The sequence below is a fragment of the Flexibacter flexilis DSM 6793 genome, assembly GCF_900112255.1.
Lineage (GTDB): Bacteria > Bacteroidota > Bacteroidia > Cytophagales > Flexibacteraceae > Flexibacter > Flexibacter flexilis.
In genome coordinates this window covers 1-16,989 of the sequence record NZ_FOLE01000014.1, presented here as the reverse complement: position 1 = coordinate 16,989, position 16,989 = coordinate 1, and the positions used below count along the sequence as shown (strand labels likewise).

General features: G+C 44.5%; 24 protein-coding genes. All 24 read left to right on the top strand.

The annotated features are described in order from the left end of the window. The first annotated feature begins 491 nt into the window (after positions 1-491). The 24 genes from BM090_RS16970 to BM090_RS16860 all read left to right on the top strand — a co-directional run bounded on the left by BM090_RS16970 (position 492) and on the right by BM090_RS16860 (position 16,796). Entirely contained in the window at positions 492-725 is a 234-nt protein-coding gene (locus tag BM090_RS16970; RefSeq protein WP_143084022.1) for a hypothetical protein, read from the top strand. Positions 726-812: 87 nt separating this feature from the next. Continuing rightward, positions 813-1,664, top strand: coding sequence for a hypothetical protein (locus BM090_RS16965; RefSeq protein ID WP_091516454.1), 852 nt, complete (start codon positions 813-815; stop codon positions 1,662-1,664). 139 nt (positions 1,665-1,803) lie between these two features. Next, positions 1,804-2,235 carry a hypothetical protein gene (locus BM090_RS16960; protein WP_091516451.1) on the top strand — a complete coding sequence of 144 codons (432 nt, stop codon included), beginning with the start codon at positions 1,804-1,806 and terminating at the stop codon, positions 2,233-2,235. After that, positions 2,229-2,678 carry a hypothetical protein gene (locus tag BM090_RS16955; protein WP_091516447.1) on the top strand — a complete coding sequence of 150 codons (450 nt, stop codon included), beginning with the start codon at positions 2,229-2,231 and terminating at the stop codon, positions 2,676-2,678. Before BM090_RS16960 ends, BM090_RS16955 begins: the two co-directional genes overlap by 7 nt. Further along, positions 2,665-3,957 carry a hypothetical protein gene (locus tag BM090_RS16950; protein WP_091516443.1) on the top strand — a complete coding sequence of 431 codons (1,293 nt, stop codon included), beginning with the start codon at positions 2,665-2,667 and terminating at the stop codon, positions 3,955-3,957. Before BM090_RS16955 ends, BM090_RS16950 begins: the two co-directional genes overlap by 14 nt. Positions 3,958-3,961: 4 nt before the next feature. Then, positions 3,962-4,450, top strand: coding sequence for a hypothetical protein (locus BM090_RS16945; protein WP_091516439.1), 489 nt, complete (start codon positions 3,962-3,964; stop codon positions 4,448-4,450). Positions 4,451-4,495: 45 nt separating this feature from the next. Continuing rightward, positions 4,496-4,774: a hypothetical protein gene (locus BM090_RS16940; protein ID WP_091516436.1), complete on the top strand. Its 279-nt coding sequence runs from the start codon at positions 4,496-4,498 to the stop codon at positions 4,772-4,774. 188 nt (positions 4,775-4,962) lie between these two features. Continuing rightward, complete coding sequence (locus BM090_RS16935; protein ID WP_091516432.1) at positions 4,963-5,496, top strand: nucleoside/nucleotide kinase family protein; 534 nt, start codon at positions 4,963-4,965, stop codon at positions 5,494-5,496. Positions 5,497-5,571: 75 nt separating this feature from the next. Further along, positions 5,572-6,030, top strand: coding sequence for a hypothetical protein (locus tag BM090_RS16930; RefSeq protein ID WP_091516429.1), 459 nt, complete (start codon positions 5,572-5,574; stop codon positions 6,028-6,030). A 77-nt stretch (positions 6,031-6,107) separates the two neighbouring features. Further along, a complete protein-coding gene (locus BM090_RS16925; protein WP_091516426.1) occupies positions 6,108-6,653 on the top strand; it encodes a hypothetical protein in 546 nt (181 codons plus the stop codon). Next, complete coding sequence (locus BM090_RS16920; RefSeq protein ID WP_091516424.1) at positions 6,650-7,366, top strand: hypothetical protein; 717 nt, start codon at positions 6,650-6,652, stop codon at positions 7,364-7,366. Before BM090_RS16925 ends, BM090_RS16920 begins: the two co-directional genes overlap by 4 nt. A 206-nt stretch (positions 7,367-7,572) precedes the next feature. Beyond that, positions 7,573-8,463, top strand: a complete 891-nt coding sequence (locus BM090_RS16915; protein WP_091516421.1) for a S49 family peptidase — start codon at positions 7,573-7,575, stop codon at positions 8,461-8,463. 19 nt (positions 8,464-8,482) lie between these two features. Next, on the top strand, positions 8,483-8,902 hold the full coding sequence (locus tag BM090_RS16910; protein WP_091516419.1) for a hypothetical protein: 420 nt from the start codon (positions 8,483-8,485) through the stop codon (positions 8,900-8,902). A gap of 47 nt (positions 8,903-8,949) precedes the next feature. Further along, the gene (locus BM090_RS18525) at positions 8,950-9,120 is read left to right on the top strand and encodes a hypothetical protein (RefSeq protein ID WP_177199995.1); all 171 of its coding nucleotides are present in this window, start codon (positions 8,950-8,952) and stop codon (positions 9,118-9,120) included. 51 nt (positions 9,121-9,171) lie between these two features. Further along, entirely contained in the window at positions 9,172-10,104 is a 933-nt protein-coding gene (locus BM090_RS16905) for a hypothetical protein (protein ID WP_091516417.1), read from the top strand. Positions 10,105-10,164: 60 nt separating this feature from the next. After that, entirely contained in the window at positions 10,165-10,545 is a 381-nt protein-coding gene (locus BM090_RS16900) for a hypothetical protein (RefSeq protein ID WP_091516414.1), read from the top strand. 9 nt (positions 10,546-10,554) lie between these two features. Continuing rightward, positions 10,555-11,421, top strand: coding sequence for a hypothetical protein (locus BM090_RS16895; RefSeq protein WP_143084021.1), 867 nt, complete (start codon positions 10,555-10,557; stop codon positions 11,419-11,421). Positions 11,422-11,614: 193 nt separating this feature from the next. Beyond that, the gene (locus BM090_RS16890) at positions 11,615-11,872 is read left to right on the top strand and encodes a hypothetical protein (protein WP_091516406.1); all 258 of its coding nucleotides are present in this window, start codon (positions 11,615-11,617) and stop codon (positions 11,870-11,872) included. A 64-nt stretch (positions 11,873-11,936) separates the two neighbouring features. Next, entirely contained in the window at positions 11,937-12,551 is a 615-nt protein-coding gene (locus BM090_RS16885) for a hypothetical protein (RefSeq protein ID WP_091516403.1), read from the top strand. Further along, a complete protein-coding gene (locus BM090_RS16880) occupies positions 12,548-13,138 on the top strand; it encodes a hypothetical protein (RefSeq protein ID WP_091516400.1) in 591 nt (196 codons plus the stop codon). The genes BM090_RS16885 and BM090_RS16880 overlap by 4 nt, the downstream gene beginning before the upstream one ends. Further along, on the top strand, positions 13,135-13,422 hold the full coding sequence (locus tag BM090_RS16875; RefSeq protein WP_091516397.1) for a hypothetical protein: 288 nt from the start codon (positions 13,135-13,137) through the stop codon (positions 13,420-13,422). Before BM090_RS16880 ends, BM090_RS16875 begins: the two co-directional genes overlap by 4 nt. Before the next feature lies 1 nt (position 13,423). Further along, entirely contained in the window at positions 13,424-14,026 is a 603-nt protein-coding gene (locus BM090_RS16870) for a hypothetical protein (protein ID WP_091516394.1), read from the top strand. After that, on the top strand, positions 14,019-15,536 hold the full coding sequence (locus BM090_RS16865) for a hypothetical protein (protein WP_091516392.1): 1,518 nt from the start codon (positions 14,019-14,021) through the stop codon (positions 15,534-15,536). Before BM090_RS16870 ends, BM090_RS16865 begins: the two co-directional genes overlap by 8 nt. Before the next feature lie 453 nt (positions 15,537-15,989). After that, positions 15,990-16,796: a hypothetical protein gene (locus tag BM090_RS16860; RefSeq protein WP_091516389.1), complete on the top strand. Its 807-nt coding sequence runs from the start codon at positions 15,990-15,992 to the stop codon at positions 16,794-16,796. Positions 16,797-16,989 lie beyond the last annotated feature (193 nt).

Genomic DNA, 16,989 nt, shown 5'->3' with positions numbered 1-16,989 from the left:
TACGGTTGCAATTCAGCGTAACACAACTTACTGTAATCTGCTGTTTCCGCGCTGAAGAATTGATTTAAGTTAAATGTTTATTCGCTAATCAAATTGTGGTGGTACTGCTACCACGATTTACAAGGCCGCAAACGTGTGGCAATCAGTTCTTTGAGAGTAGGTAGAATGATGTTTAAATGGTTTACCGTTAGTTGTTTAAAAGCACGGGGCAGGTTTGCGCCGTGTTTTGCCACCGCGATTTTGGCCAAATCGTAAAAAGTTCTTTATGCTGATTTTCAGCGGCCAATGGTTTAATTATTCACAAAAAAAGCCCTGCAACGTTGGAGCGTGTGCAGGGCTAAAAAACTTTAATGTTTTATGATAATGCGACACAAATATAATCAACTTTTTGTGTGTTCCAAAAATATGGACAAGGCAACAAAAGAAGAAGTAAAAAAGCATTTCGGCCGCACAGGGCGACCCGTTCACTTTGTGCAAAACATCTGGTGCATATGATGAGCAACGACGAACTGTATCTGCGCGAGAAAGTCGCGTTTTTGCAAGAGATGATTAAAAAGCACAGCTATAACGATAGCTTGTGCGCCAAGTTCCGCGAAGAGTTGAGACCATTTCAGGCTCAATTAGATGAGTTGATGGCATACAAGGAAAAACAAAATTCCTTAGCCGCGATTATGCGGCAGGCCAAAGAAGCATTGGCCGACCTTAGAAATATGAAGGTAGGATAATAGCCTTCGCCCTCCCGATGACGGGGTAATCTGTTGCCCCGTTTTCTAAATATTTATTGAATGTTATAAATTATTATTTGTTATAATATGAGTAGTTTAAAGCAAACCCCCACCATTCCACAACCCAAGTACGTCATTTCGCCTGACCAAATTAAAACAGCGTACCGCAATGTTTTTGAATCCATCGACCTGTTTAACCAGCGTTGTAAGGAACTCAAACAGAAAATTAGGCTTAATTTCCATCACACCATTAAAGCCGTTATCAAAACTTATTTTCAGTTGGTTAATGCAGGGAAAGTGGCCTATGGAGACCCGATAGAGTTATCTTCTGCGCTCTTGGCCAAGTTCGCACGCAGCAAACGACACGCCGCGCAAGCCTATCGCAGACGCATGATTGAACTTGGTTTTATCAGCATTGCCGAAAACCCAACCCCTGACCCAGACAAGCCCCAATTTGGAAAGAAGTTTCAGCACTTCAATACGCTTTGGAACATTAACCTGAATGCCTTTCAGGAGCTTTTAGAGGTAACGGAGGCCGTTGAAGAGTTCGCAGCCAGTACACCCAATAACACTCCTTCTGGTGGCAATTCAAGCCCTGCTCCAGTTATCAACAACGAATGTCCACAAGCTCCGCAAGTAGCTCCAGACAGCCCTCAAAACCCCGAAAATTCGCTTAGAACACTATTTTACAAAATGTTGATTTTCAATATTTTACAAAAGGAACTTGGCGAAAAAATCGCCACAATTTTAAGATTCAAAATATGTTTTAATTCTAAAACATATTGTTATAATGACGTGGATTTGTGGATAAGTTCGGCTTGTGCACAAAACAACAATACTAAAAGCCAAATTTTAAAATCGGTTTTTTTCGGCAAATTGAAAGATTGGGGCAATTTTAAAATTTCACAGGGGGGCGCGGCGCGGCTGGGCGGCCTGTAAACGAAAAATGCCCATAGCTTGGGGCTATGAGCTTCAAATCTTTCACTTCGCTGTAGGGGGTCAAACCGTAAGACCGTGTAACTACATCACAAATGTAGCGTGTCTCGGTTGATTTTCAAAACATTTCAACAAAAAATTTATGGCACAAAAATTAGAACAACCGTCGGCTACCGAATCATTATTCGTAGTAACAATATACCGACCATACAATAATAAAAATACTGGTTATCAACACATTGATACCATGTATTCCTTTGATACTTCATTTGAAAGGTCTTTGGCTTTTGATGTAACTAAATTCGAGATGTACAAAGGCTTTGAAATGATTATAAAGCATTTGCAAAAAAACAAAGACCGTGTATTTCGCGCCTCTATCTGTGCAAATAAAATACTGAATACCACTAAGAAAGGTAGCATATCGGGCGAAAACATGAAACTTGAGTTAATGCTATTCAAAGGAATGAGCAAGCTACCTGATGGCGTACTTACCTACGAAAAATATCAAGAACAATTAGGCCAGTTGCGATACGAAGAAATGCGCCGCAAAGAAATGGAGGAAACGCAATGGTAGAAATAGCACGCAAAATGCCCGCCATTCCGATTAAGTTCAATTCGGGCGAGGCCAAATACATCAGGGAATTTCTGTACAACCTGTTTATTAACCCTTATACAGACAACTCCAAAAAGGAATACGATGCCAATTTCTGGACGGTGTACAGATTCTGGAATGCGAACTACAATAAGCTATTCTTTTTGTACGATACAAGAACTATACGTTTTGGCTATGAGAGTTTGATGGCATTCATCAAAATGCTTAATAATCAGAGGGAAAAAGAATTAGTTGATTGGGTCAATACGATTCACTTAGACGTCCAAGCACAAGAGCAAGCCAATGCCGAGATTGAATTTTTGGCCTTGCTGATAGCCTCTATCAAAGAGCAATACGCAGACTGGAAGCTCTCCAACCCTACCAAAGTGATAAACTTCGACACGCTTGCTTATGACAACGCCTAACGTATTATCAACCCAAGAATCTAACAGACTTCTTGACTTAGAGGCTGTTATAGAGAAAAACAAACAGGCTTTTTTGGAAGTTGGCGCAGCTCTATTAGAGATTCAGGAAAAACGCCTGTATCGAGAAGGCTACAACACTTTTGAGGAATACATCTCCGAAAAACATGGCATTGGCCGCAGCACGGCTTATCAGTACATCGCAGCCGTAGAGGTTCGTGAGCAGCTCATCGAATCAGGCGTTACTGATTTACCGCAAAATGAAGCTCAATACAGGCAGTTGTCAAACATCAGTTCTGCGCATCGGTCAGAGGTTTGGCAAGAGGCCACCGACACCGCTCAAGTAACAGGCCGAAAGGTTACAGCCAAATCGGTGTCCGCAATTGCGGACAAACGAAAACCACCAAAGCAATGTTCTTTGGTGGAGGACGTAACCGCCGAAGAAGTACCACAACAAGCAACGCTTTACATCGACGTACCGATGCAAAAGGTTGAAACTCCGCAGCCAGTCCGCGAAGCAGGTTTCGGGTTGGGTGGTCTGCATAAGAAGTCGGCCACACCCACGCCGCAGGCAGAGCCAGAGCCGAGCGCGTTGGAAGAAGAGATAGCCGAACTCAAGCAGCGACCTACACAGCTTGAGTATCAAATCGCACTGGGAAAGATTGAGGAGTTGGAACAGCAGTTGCAGCAAAAACAAGCCAATTCATACGAAGGCAAGGAAGTAACCAGCGATTTGTTGCGCCAAATCCTGCTTGAAAAATACGTTGATGGCCACGTGTTTATCAACTATCATGTACTTACTACCGATTTGATGCAGCATTGCAAGGAGCTAAAAACAAAAGCCGTTTTACACAAGCTCCTGACCAATTTTGCCAAGTCGTTGGCCGCATCGGATTTGTTCGTAACCGAAGGCGATAAACTGACTTTGCGCCGAGAAAAGCCCGCACCGTCTTCAATATACCCCGAAAAGATGTATTTAATTAAGTATAGTCGTCTTGCATCAAAGAACAAATTAGAGGAGGAATTTGCGGATTTTCTACGAGCATTAGATGGAGATATTGTGCATGATATTGAACGGTTTTTTGAGTACATAAACGACAAAATTCAGGCTGCAAACACAAGGCATAAACGCTGTAAGCCACTCAAAAAAATGGACATTTCTTCTTTTTATAATCATTTGAAAGAAGTACGAACATATACGTTCTTATCGTCGCAATGCCCATTGTATTTATGCGATTCAATTGCTGTAAAAATCACACCTGTTTCACCTTTAAATTTCTGATTTTATGATACTTCCAACTTATGATAATATATCTAATGCTTATGATAAAGCAAACAAGATGTATGATTTTTACGCAGGAAAGGCACGGCGTGCAAGAAAGTTTGAATACTTTGAAAAATACGCAGAATTAAGAGCTAATGAGTATGCAAAATGTCAAAGGTTGTTGTATTTGCGAATAAGGAAACATTCCTCTATTCACTCCGAAAAATTCGGACAACGCACTGATTTTGAAAAACAAAGTGCAATTTGGGTTGCTGAAACAAAAACACTTCAAAAAGCCAAAAGGCAACGTGATTTTGAATCAAAAATAAGGGTAGTTCTATGGTTTATGCAGGCGAGATTTTGCGCAGATTATGGCGAGTTTAATTGCGATAATTGCAGTAGAGTATTTGAACATTCCCCCGCTACAATTATGAGGGGAAAAGAAAAATTGTACAACTGTGTTTGTGGGTATTGCGCTAATGGTATTTCAGGAGAATATATTTATAATTAAACCTCAAAGCCCGTGCATCTGTGCGGGCATTTCCCCCGAAAAAATATGGAAAATTTAATTGTTAAAAAAGATTTCATTGTGGTATCTTATGCTGATAACCGTACAGCATTTGTTATCCCTTCCGTTCACGGAACAATTACCGATGAAAAATTAATTCAATACTGTCATTTTTTTTATGGTAGGTTTTTTGAAGATGTTTCTATTGAGTTAATTCCTGCTGCCTGCCGCACATTAACTGACATAAAAATCACCACTCCTGATAAGGTTATAATACTTGGATGGACGTATGTATCTGGTATAAAGGATAGCCTCCAAAACACATAATTAAACCCCCAAAAGCCCGTGCGATGTGCGGGCATTTCCTGTATAATTCAATAAAAAAATCTTTGGGCGTTGCCACCCGAAAAAGGGTGGCCGCTCCCTTACGGCTACGCTTACGCTTCGGCCTCTTGAGGAGGCGGCTGCGCCCCTTCAGGCAGCTAACGCATTCCAACCTAACCCCGTTCTTTTTTATGCAAAAAGCCTGTATCATTGTGTATGGCAATATCGCCAGTGGCAAAAGTACCCTGTGCCAACACTTACTACAACACCAAGCATTTGCCCACTATCAATACCTGTGCTTGGACGAAATTAAACTGGAGGCGTTTCAAAAAAATCAACAACTCAACCCCTTTCAATTGAACGAAAACGCCAAAAATGTTTTCTTTGAAAAACTCCAGACAATGCCCTTTGTTGTTTACGAAACATTAGGCATTGGCAAACTCTACGAGCAGGCTATCAAGCATTTGAAATCCGAAGGATACAGCCTGTTGTTTGTCTATAAAAGTTGCGCCCCGCAGCAATGCTTGACCTATTACCAGCAACGCAATACGATACAAGATTCGCTCAAGAAGCTATTGTTAATCAAGTCCAAAGAGTACGCCGTCAATTACCCTTATCTACTCCAATTACACGCACAGCTCAATGCACAAGCCACCAGTGCAAATCATCTTGTCGTAGAAACAATCACTATTCCGCAAGCCGTACTTGATTTTGTTGCGGTATAATTTCCGCCAGCAGTTCATTTGTCCTGCGTTTTGTCCCCCACGTCTTTTATCTTTCGGATAACAAATCTACAACCTATGTCCCAATATACTTATCGCGTCCCTGTAAACGCTGCGGTGGCCAAGTATTTTGCCGCCACCCACCCCCAACCGATTGCGCTTTCTCAATCAGTGGGCTTTCATAAAATGGTGTACAGCTCGCTACAATCTTATGCCAACATTCAAACGCAAAAAAAGCGATGCGAAGCCCAAGCGTATGTAGTTTTTGCGTTGTCGGCGAACTTGGTCAAATACCATCGTTTTTTTATGAAACCCAAACACGAAAAATTCGTGGGCAATGAACTCAAGCGAATGATGTATGCAGCCCTTTGCGCTTTTGTCAATGGTAGAGCTTCAGGGGAAACCATTAAAGACAGAATCATTGCCTTCATGGATTTGTACGGATTCACCGAAGAAGATGTACCCTTTGACACGCTCAAGAAATATTATTATCGCTATGACAGACGTTTTAAAGAAGCCATTGAGCCGATTTTATAAATCTATTTTCCGCCAGTAGTTCATTTGTCCCGCGTTTTGTCCTTTACCACGTACAGCGGTCTGAGTACCTTCGTTGCATGGAAAAAGGTATTGCGGATTTTCAGGGAGACAATTTCGGAAGTATCATTAAGCTCATGCTTATTGATTATCGCGAAGTGCTGTTCATTGCTCCCGCCGTCAATGGGACGGTTCAATCCTCTATCACTATTTCACAGGCCTCTCAATTTAGAGAGATTCATTTTTCGAGCGAATCGGCAGGATATACCGAAACATTCAATGATTCAAAACACGGCCATTTTTGGAAAAAAGACCTTTCGTTTTTTGTACCCAAAGACCGCCCAGAAGTAGTTGATTGGCTTTGGCAATATGCCGCCGTGCCTTGCATTGGCATTATTACCAACGCTCACGGGCAGCGTAAAATAATTGGGGCGATGGATAATCCGCTCTTGCTTTCCAAAGCAGATTTGGCCGTAAAAGAAAAAGTAACGGGCTTGGTTGGGCGTAGTTTTAGCTATCGAAACCAAAGCGCAAACCCTGCTTTCTTCTATGCGCCCCCACAATACTTACTCCTAAACGATGGCGGCCAAGTATTTCAAAACAACTTAGACCCAATACTTCTATGAGCGAAGGCAGCAAAATACATCAATTACCCGCCCTGACACGCGAACTCAAAGGCACGGATTTGTTACCTCTATCCGACGAATCGGGCAACGAGCCAACCTATAAAGTAACGCTTGCCCAGCTCAAGGATTTTGTGGCCGCCAATGTCAATAGCACAGAGATTAGCATTCCACAGCTCACCCTCTTGTGCGACAACAACAACGTGTTTTTGCGTTGGTCAGCGTTTAATCAAAAGTTCCTTGAATACCAGCCTGTTGTACACATTTTACGAGGCAAGCCCAGACAAAAAAGCAAGAAAAGAAATGGGTCAGATTTATCCGTAAAATTCAAAATATCAGCGCGTTGGACGCACCCCAAACACAACGATTCGGCCAATATAGGCCGCGCTACCGAGTTTGCTTTGCCCGCAGAAAACAGCCTGTTGGCCGTGCCAATTGAACGCGAACAATGGTTTAGAACCATGTCAGTCAATGAAGGACATTACAGGCTCATTCCCAAAGGTGTAAAAAACTCATCGGGCAGAGACATTCGCAAGAATCAATATTTTGCCTTCGCGATTCAAATTACAGTCGATGGCAAAAAATATTACGGAGCATTCAGCAGAGTAGTAAAAATCGGATACAACAGAATACAGGCCATTGGTGGTCTGACGGATAAAGTATTGGCAGCAGGAGAAATGACAGACAATTATATCCCTGTGATTCAGCTACTTTAAAGACATGGCAAGGCGCGAGACAGTAGGGCCAATAATGGCAATAGCTGAGTAGTGTAGGCCAGTAATGGCAATACACGAGATGCGCCCGCCTTTTCATTTCAAAGCCTATTCAGCCCCTGAATAGGCTTTTGTTTTGTCCTTTTTTGAGGATAATAATTCAGGCAGGTTTGCGCTGCACATTAACCTAACCTAATAACCACTCTCCCATGAATGCCCAAGCCATTGCCGCTATTCGCGCCCTCTCCAGTAATTTTTTAATGGAAGATAACATAGCCGCTACTTTATTGCCTTTAGCAATGAAAATGCTATTTGACCCACAGGCGCAGGCAATGGCGGGCAACATGGAAACTCCCACATTGGCAACTTATGCCATCAATGGCGACCCCTCCACAGGATTTAGTGGCTATACGTTGGAGCAAGCTCCCGCCCAATCTATCGCAGTGGTGGAGGTGCGAGGCCCTTTGATGAAGGAATCAAGCTGTTTTAGTGCAGGCACTAAAGAACTTATGAGCCAATCACTTGCCGCAGCCGCACACCCCAATATTGCCGCTGTTATGTTTGTATTTGACACGGGAGGAGGCAGCGTAGCAGGCACAGAAGTATTTGCCAATGCTATCAAATCTATTTCCCAAGACTATGGCAAACCCACCCTTGGCATGGTAGAAGACTTGGCCGCCAGTGCAGGTTATTGGTTGCTTTCCGCCTGTGATGAAATATACGCTTACTCGGAAAGCTCCATGGTTGGAAGTATTGGCACAGCCATCGCAGTCAATGACATGAGCAGTATGCTTGAAAAAATGGGCGTGAAAGAACACTATGTAACAGCCACGGCCAGCGCGGAAAAAAACAAAGATGTGATAGAGGCCAAAGCAGGGAATTATGGACCGATTCGCAAGAATATGCTTGACCCCATTAACGAAGTTTTCCGCAATGCCGTCATAACCAACCGCCCCAATCTGGCCATTGATTTGAAAACAGAAGCCCCCGTTAATGGGGCCATGTACATGGCGCAAGAGGCCGTAAACATTGGCCTACTCGATGGAATATGCTCCATGCAAGAGGCTGTTAATAAGCTACATCACCGTATTCATTCATAAATAACACTCTTTTTTTCTTATGAATTTCCTTAACAAATTCCCAAACGTATTGGCTCTTTCCACCAAGCCAGAAACGCAAATCACACAAGAGATGATTGCCAAAGCCAATGCAGATTTGGCCGAAGCAAAAATAACAGGTGTAACGCTATTGAGCAGAGAAGCTGCTGAGGCAGCGCAAGCCAACGCCGACAAGGTAGCAGACTTGCAAACCAAACTCGATGCGGCGACTGCTAATGCTTCCGCTTCCGCCGATAAAATTACAGCCCTTGAGCAAGAGGTTACCAAGCTCAAGGCCGACAACCAAAGTGCGGGGGACAATCACACGTCCATTCAAGGCAAGAAGACAGAAACAGACGGTGCAGACCCGCAACAAACAGCTTATAACGCCAGCTCATTTGATTTTAACCAACGCGCCAACAAAGCACTTGGTAAAAGCTAAAATGCTGTTTGGTAATTACTTATCCATTTTAAAGCCACTCTATACCTATGTCATTAAACTTAACTACACTCAGTGAGGCTTTGGGGGCCTATTATCGCCAGAAAAAAGCTGACATTACGAGTAAGCTCTACACGCAAGAAGATGCGCGTAAGTATTTTACTAAGGCCAGCTCATTTGATTTTAACCAACGTGCCAAAAAAGCACTTGGCAAAAAATAAAATGCTGTTTTGCAATTACTTATCCATTTTTAAAACCACTCTATACAACCCATGTCATTAAACTTAACTGCACTCAATGCGGCTTTGGGCGCGTATTATCGCCAGAAAAAAGCTGAAATTATGAGTAAGCTCTACTCGCAAGAAGATGCGCGTAAGTATTTTACTGTTGTCTCAGGCATTCAGGACGAATACGTGATGACGGAAATTGAAATCGCCGAGATGATGCAGCCTTACCAAAAAGGTTGGACACCGAAGGGAAGCGTCAATTTCAAGCCCGAAATCATCAAAAATCGCCCCGTAAAAGTGGATTATACCTTTAATCCCAAAGACCTTGAGGCCACTTGGATTGGCCACCTGAAAACAAACAATTCATCACCTGAAGCATATCCTTTTGTCGAGTACATCTACGACAAAATTACTGAACGCCTCAAACGAGACATCAATAAGTGTACCGTGAACGGCTCTTATGTTGCGCCGACTCCTGGTGTTGCAGGCGGGGCAATGACTTCCTTTGATGGTATTTTGAAAGTAACCGCCGACGCTATTACCGCAGGGAAAATAGTGCCAACCGCAACAGGAACAATTTCCGCTGCAAACATCGTGTCTAAAGTCGAATCGGTCTTCGATTCGGTAAATAGTGAGTTTCGCGATGGCGAATTAGTCATGTTGATTTCGCCGACGCATCGCCGTAATTATTTCCGTGCCAAACGTGGTGCTGATTTTCAAAACGACTTGACCGCAGCCGCTAATTCAACACTGGATTTCACCAATTGTACGATGGTTTCACCTATGTACATGAACGGTTCTAATCGCATCATTATCACGCAAAAAACAAACTTGCTCATGTTGGAGGACGGTGTAAACGAGGAAGAAAACATCATCGTCCAATCCAATCGCCGAGAGCTTGAAGTCATGGTTGATTTTAAACGTGGTGTTGGCTTTGGCATTACAGAAGGGTTGGTTTGGGCAAACGAACAAGCCTAATCTTACTTGCCTACACAAGGATATTTCTTATTGATTCTCAACCAATTCTATTTTAATAAAATGGCCTTAGAAGATTTGACAAAAGCGCAGCTCATTGAAATGCTTGCTGCCAAAGACAAAGAAATTGCAACCCAACAAGCCGCCCTTGAGGACAAAGACAAACAGCTCTTAGCCCAGCAAGAGGAATCAGATTTGGTGATTGCCGACATTACCGCCCGATTAGATGTCGCCCAACAAGCCAGCTTGGTGGCCGCCCGTAAATTCGGCAAGTTCGTTGTTACGCACAAAGACAAAAGTTATCGTGTGGCCGCACCGAAATTCAACGTACCACCCTTTGGCGTGATTTCTGCTGAAGAGCTACTCAATCGCCCCGATGTCGTGGCGGCACTGTTAGAAATGGGTTCAAGCGTACTGGTAGCAGTACAGGAAGGAGAAGAATAAGCCATGTTGATGAATATTCAAAATCTCCGCGTCAGAGATGGCGCAAACAACGATGCAGGGATTCAGGTCGATATAGCCTATATCCCTTACTCATGGATTAAGACGTGGCCCACCACCAAGGGCATAGACACCGCCGCGAACTTCGAGGAACTGGTGAAATACTTTGGCAATTTTGAGTTGTACGAAGGAAAATATTGGTGTATCATCGAAACGACCGCGAACAAAGGTATTCTCAAGAGTACACTTGCTGGTGAGCGCGATGGCCGCAGTGCCGAAAATGATTTGGAATTTGTTCACCCTGGCAACGAAGCGTATCTGCTTGGTTTCATTGAATTTTTCAAGAATACCCGCACGGTCTTGGCTATTCGCGAGCGCGATAAAACAGAGTGGCGTATCGTTGGCAGCGAAGGTTTGCCCGCCTCTCTCAAGACAGGGGAAGTTACCACAGGGGGCGAGGTTAAGGACTTGAAACACGCCAAAATCTCCTTTGATTCGGCTGGGCGCATTGCCAAAATTTATTCGGGACTAATCGCCTTCAAAACACCGCTCAAAATCAGACTTGACTTTACAGGTGGTAGCACCGAATATGTAGAGTACGGTAATCAAACCTATGCGATTCCAGTCAATACGGCTGATGCTAATTTCTTTGTCTTTGAAGACGGACGAACGTTGCATAAAGTGGTAGTTACGGCTGGCGACTTGCCAACAGGAATGACGGCCAGTGTGGTAAATGGTAAGATTGTCGTGGAAGGCACACCAACCGTTGCAGGTATTTACGGCTTTACCTTGGTAGGACAAATCACTGCCGACGGCACGGCCACTGGCACGGTGGTAGAATCTTCTACTTTTGAAATGACGATTGTAGTCACAGATTAATTACTCATATATTTTTGTTATTTGGAAAAAAGCCTTTGCATTTGCGAAGGCTTTTTTTATGTTTGTTGTGCCAAAACATTTTTAAAACACCATCCCCCAGCTTGACTTAAGACTTGCTTGGGTGCGGGGGCATTATGCCCCTAAATGATGGTGTTCATTTGTTTTGGCGAATGCACCCAAGCACAATAAAGTCATGGAGCAAACGCCAGCACAAGATTTTGGCCACATATTCGATGCTTTCGCACGAATGTATGAGCCTGCCGAGAGCGTAAAAAACGCTGAAATGTTTAAAACAACCGCACAAATCCGCGACATTATTGTCGCGCATTATGGCTATTGTATTCCTGAAGACAGCATCAACCGCGCACTGGTGGACAGAAAATTCAAAACCTATGCCATGCCCGATACGGGTGAAATCGTTTGGCTTTTAGCCGCTTGGGACAACTCATAACAGGGGCATCAGCCCCTATTATTTTGTCCTTTGTGCGTATCCATACAAGCCTATTTTTGCTTGCATGGACGATATTAAACAATGGTTATCCAGTGGAATGGATTATGGCGTAGGCCTACACCTCTACGAGCTGTACGGCCAAAATGCGACGTTAAAACGTATGTTTGCCAAAGGCAAAAACACGTATAACGCGCAAAAATTGCGTGCCGAGCTGGAGCGCATTGTAGAAGCATTCCAACCATTGGCAGAAGCGGCCACCGCCATTCCACGCCGCGAAATTCGCAGCGTGGAGCGGATAGAAAACGCCCCCGAAGAAATCGCCGCATTAGAAAAGAAATGGCGCAGTTTGTATGCAGAAATGGCCTTTCTGCATTCCAAACTTGACAGTTGTCAGCGCGACGATGAGCGCGGCACAATGGCCTTGCGCATCTTATCGCTTGACAAAGAAATCAATGAAATCATTGACCAACTGAGTTATTACAAACAGCATGGCAAACTACCCGACCCCATGCCCGATGAGGGGAAGGTCTTGGAGAGCCTTGACCGTGCCGTTTTAGAGAAAATGCGCAAAAATCTCATTGCCAACATCTCCCATGCCAAAGCAGGGAGACGTTCGGCAGACAATTTGGCGGCCATGATAGAACGAAAAGAACTTATCACACACATACTGGAGAAATGAAATCACTGTTCAACAGCCAAGCGTTACAACGCTCCTCTATCGAGGAGCTGGGCAGCAGTAGCAGTGTGGCCAAAGCGATTCACCTCTCCAAGCCCACGACTACTGTCCAGTTCGGCACATCATTACAACACCTCAAACAAGTAATCGGGCAACTGGCGCAAAATGAAGTAATTCCTTTTGCTACCCACGGAAAATGGAGCAGTCATGAACTGCTGCGCTACCTCTTGCAGTTCACAGGACCTGCAAGCGTATCGCTCACCACATGGGCCATTACGGAAGAGCCTTTGCGCATGATACACAAGCTCATCGAGGAGGGGCAAATTACCGAGTTTAATTGCGTCTTTGATTATCGCACCGAGAAACGCAAGCCAGAAGCCTTGCAGTTTGCTCAGTGCATTGTTTCGCGTGTCAAGCTCACGCATTGCCACGCAAAAATACTGGTCGTACAAAATGACCATTGGCAGGTGACAGTTGTCAGTTCTGCCAACTTCACCAACAATCCGCGTTTGGAGGCAGGGACTATTTTCACTCTCCCTGCGGTGGCGGATTTTTACAAAAATGTGATTGATAACGAGATTAATAAATGAATACACTAAACCTAAACGAAGAACAGCTCAAAGAACTGGAGGAATTTGCCATGCTGCATTTTTCTCTCAAGCAATTGGCCATCTTAGTCGGCATTGGACTCGAATCGCTCCAGCAGGAAATGGAGCAAGACGAGTCTTTGGTGCGGTTGGCCATACAACGTGGCCGACTATTGTCCGAAGCCAAATTGCGTAAAACAACGCTTGATTTGGCCGAAAATGGCTCATCTCCCGCGCTCACCGCCGCATTGAAATTGATTTTAGACCGCAAAATGGAGGATATATAAAATGGAAGAGTTTGGTCAAAAACTACCCGCCCACGTAGCCAAGAAAGTCGAAAAAATCGAAGATGTCGATGCCATTATTGCCTTTCTTCGGGGAACGGATAACACCGATTTGTCGGAAAAACGCAAAGAGCTATTGATACGATATGATTTTATTGACAATCAAATTCGTGCCATGATTCGCGAAAGCCAAATCGTTAAAATCATTCAGAAGAAATTCGAGATTTCGCAGGCGACCGCCTATCGCTCCATTAGCGAAACCAAACGTGTTTTTGCCAGCATTTCGCGCAATGACAAGGAGTATTACAGGCGTGTGGCCATCGAATGGTCTTTAGATGCCTTGCGCATGGCGCATGAAGCCAAAGACCTCAAGGGCTTTAATGCAGCGTTGCGTAACTTCTACGTTATCACGGGGCTGAACAAAGAAGTCGTGGATATGCCTGACTTTGAGAAGTTAGTGCAGCATAGCTACCAAATTAATCTACCTCCCTCGGCCAATGAGTTTTTACAAAAACTCATGCAAGGGGGTGCGATTAATTTTTCAGAAGTCAAACCACCCAATGCCGTTACATTGGACATTTCGCACGAGGAGGTGAAAAATGAGTAAGGAAAATGACGGCATTTTAGAGTTTAACCTGCCTCAATTGGCTGTTATCTATGCCCAGCAGCCTAACGTCTATTTAGAAGCAGGTCGCGGGTTGGGCAAATCCACTATTTTAGCGTGGCGTATGAAGGAATTAACGCACGCGATGCCACGTTCGGCCATGGTGATTGTAGGGGAAACGTATCAGCAAATTCTCACGCGAACCTTGCCTTCTACGATTTCAGGCCTTGCCCGATTAGGATACCATCACGGGCTACATTACTTTATTGGCCGTCGCCCACCTGCTTCATGGAAATGGTCAGAGCCTTACGAGCCACCATTGAATTACGAACATTTTATGATATGGTACACAGGGGCAGGGTTTCACTTCGTTTCACAAGACCGCGTCGGCTCTGGCCGCGGTCTGAATACCGATGCCATTATCGGCGATGAAATGCAGCTACTGGATTATGAGCAGCTATTTCATGATGTCTTAGCCACCAATCGGGGCGGCAAAGACCGACCTTTCGCCGATAGCCGCTACCATCACAGTACCATGTTTGCGGGTACAATTGCATGGACAAACAAAGGCAAGTGGATATATGCCAAAGAAGAATTAGCCAAGCAGAACCCCAAAGAGTATTGTTATATCCGCGCTTCTTCCGAACACAATCGCCATAATTTGGGCGATAAATGGTTTAATGATTTAAAACAAGAACTTACCCCCATGCTCTACAACGCAGAAGTATTAAACATTCGTCCAGAGAAAGTAGAAGGTTGTTTCTACCCACTGTTTGACGACAACATACACACATACAACTCATTCAACTACACGCATTTGGATAAGTTGAATTTTGACTTTTCTAAAATTGCCGCGCTTGATTGGCAACAATATGGCGATGTGGACGGCAACCGCCCTTTTGACATTGCCTGCGATTGGGGCGCAACCATCAATACATTGGTGGTACGCCAAGAGCATGAGACGACACACTACAAGGAGAGCCGCGCCGTCCATGCGATGTTTGTCAAGACACCACAACGCATACAGGACTTGGCCACTAAGTTCTGTGACCACTATGCCACCAAGCCATGCAAAGACGTACACTTCTACTATGACCACACGGCCATCTATCTCGACGCTATTCGTACCGTGAGCTTTGCCGACGAGTTTATGGCCGTACTACGCAAGCGTGGTTGGACGGTTTATCCGCACTACATTAACAAGGCCGCCAGCCATCATACGAGGTATCTGTTTTGGGGCATCGCCCACAGCGAGACCAATGGCCGACTACCGCGTTTCCGCTACAATGCCACGACCGCCAAGTATTTAATTATTTCGATAAAGAATGCAGCCGTGCGAGAAGGGCGCAATGGTTTTGAGAAGAATAAGAATGCAGAGCGTGACATCAACGCCAAGCAGGAGGAGACGACACACTTCTCCGATGCAGACGACACGCTATGTTATGGCAAGTATGGCATGGATAGCGGCAACAATCACAATGACGTATTCATAGATACCATGTACAGCATTTAGTATGCCACAGCGATAAGGAAGAGGCCACGCAAGAAGCGTGGTCTTTTTTTATGGCCATACCATAGGGGGCATACGGAAGGGGAATCGGTGTGCTAAAGCACGCTATATAGGGGACGGCTTTAGCCGCTACAAGCCCCATAGCAGCCCATTAGAAGGCCGCATTTACTCACGCACGCCCAACCGTTCCAAGCATACCCACAGCGTCATATATCGCGAAAAAATGCCCCTGACAACTGTCATTCCTTCTTAGGGCGCGGCATCGCCGAAACGCGCGATTTTTGAGAAAAAAAAGGCTTATTTCGCGCTTAATGCGCTGATTTTCAGAATTTTATTTTAAAAAAAATGAGAAAATCACTTGCATAGTTCGTACATTTTGCCTATCTTTATAATGTTAAACGATTGAAGGACAGTTGTTTAACACGCATTTTTAACCATTTAAACGCATTTACAATCATGGCAAAAAAGAATAATAGTACAGCAGAAAAGCCCAAGAGAACGCCCGAAGAAATCGCAGCCTTACGCGAAGAAGCCAAAGCAAAATTTGGCGTTTCAACAGGTAGCGAAGTACAACCACAGGAAGAGCCGCAAGCCGTAGCACAGGAAGAGGCCACACAGGGCGCAGGGTTTAGCGAGGAGCTTTTACAAGCCGCCGAAGCAGAAGCCGACAGAATCGCCGCAGAAGAGGCCAACACCACCGCAAGCAGCCCAAGCCCTGATTTAGCCGCCTTGCGTGCTGAATTAGAAGCCGAAAAAAAGACCTACGAGGCCGCCAAACAACAGGCCATAGAAGCCAACAAAGCCGCCTACGACCAAAAAGAAGCCGCCCGAAAGTTGCAAGCTGATTTACAAAAGAAACTGGAGGAAGTTGAAGCACGCGAAGCAGCCGCAAAAATGGCTTTAGAGGAGGCCGATAAAATCAAAGAAGACGCGTTGTTATTGGCAGGCGAGCCGACCGCAGAACAAAAAGAGTTGCTTTTAGCCGTTGAATCAGAAAGAAGGGCTAAAGTAGTAGCCAAAGCCGCCGAGATAACGGGAACAATTAACACGTTATCCATTAGACAAAAACAACTCACTACTTTGCAAACAAATTACAGCGATACCGCTACACTTATAGTCAGTAGCGGAATGGGTTATAACAAAGACATACAACTCTCTTTTGAAAATAAAAAGATAGTTTCAACGGTACTTAATTTCTTAGCAGAAAAAACCGCCCAGTCATTAAGCCAAAAGCAAACAGAGCTTAACAGTTTAGCACTCTAAACCACTTTTAAACAAAAAAGGCCGCAAGGTACTACCAATACCAAGCGGCCAACACGTAAACATTTTAACAACGTAAACGCATCTGTAAACAGGGTGCAAATATCATGAAATCTTACGAGAATAACAAACAAACGGCCAGCCCACAGGCCGACGGGACAAGCACGCCCGAAAAAAAGACCAATCCACGCCGCGA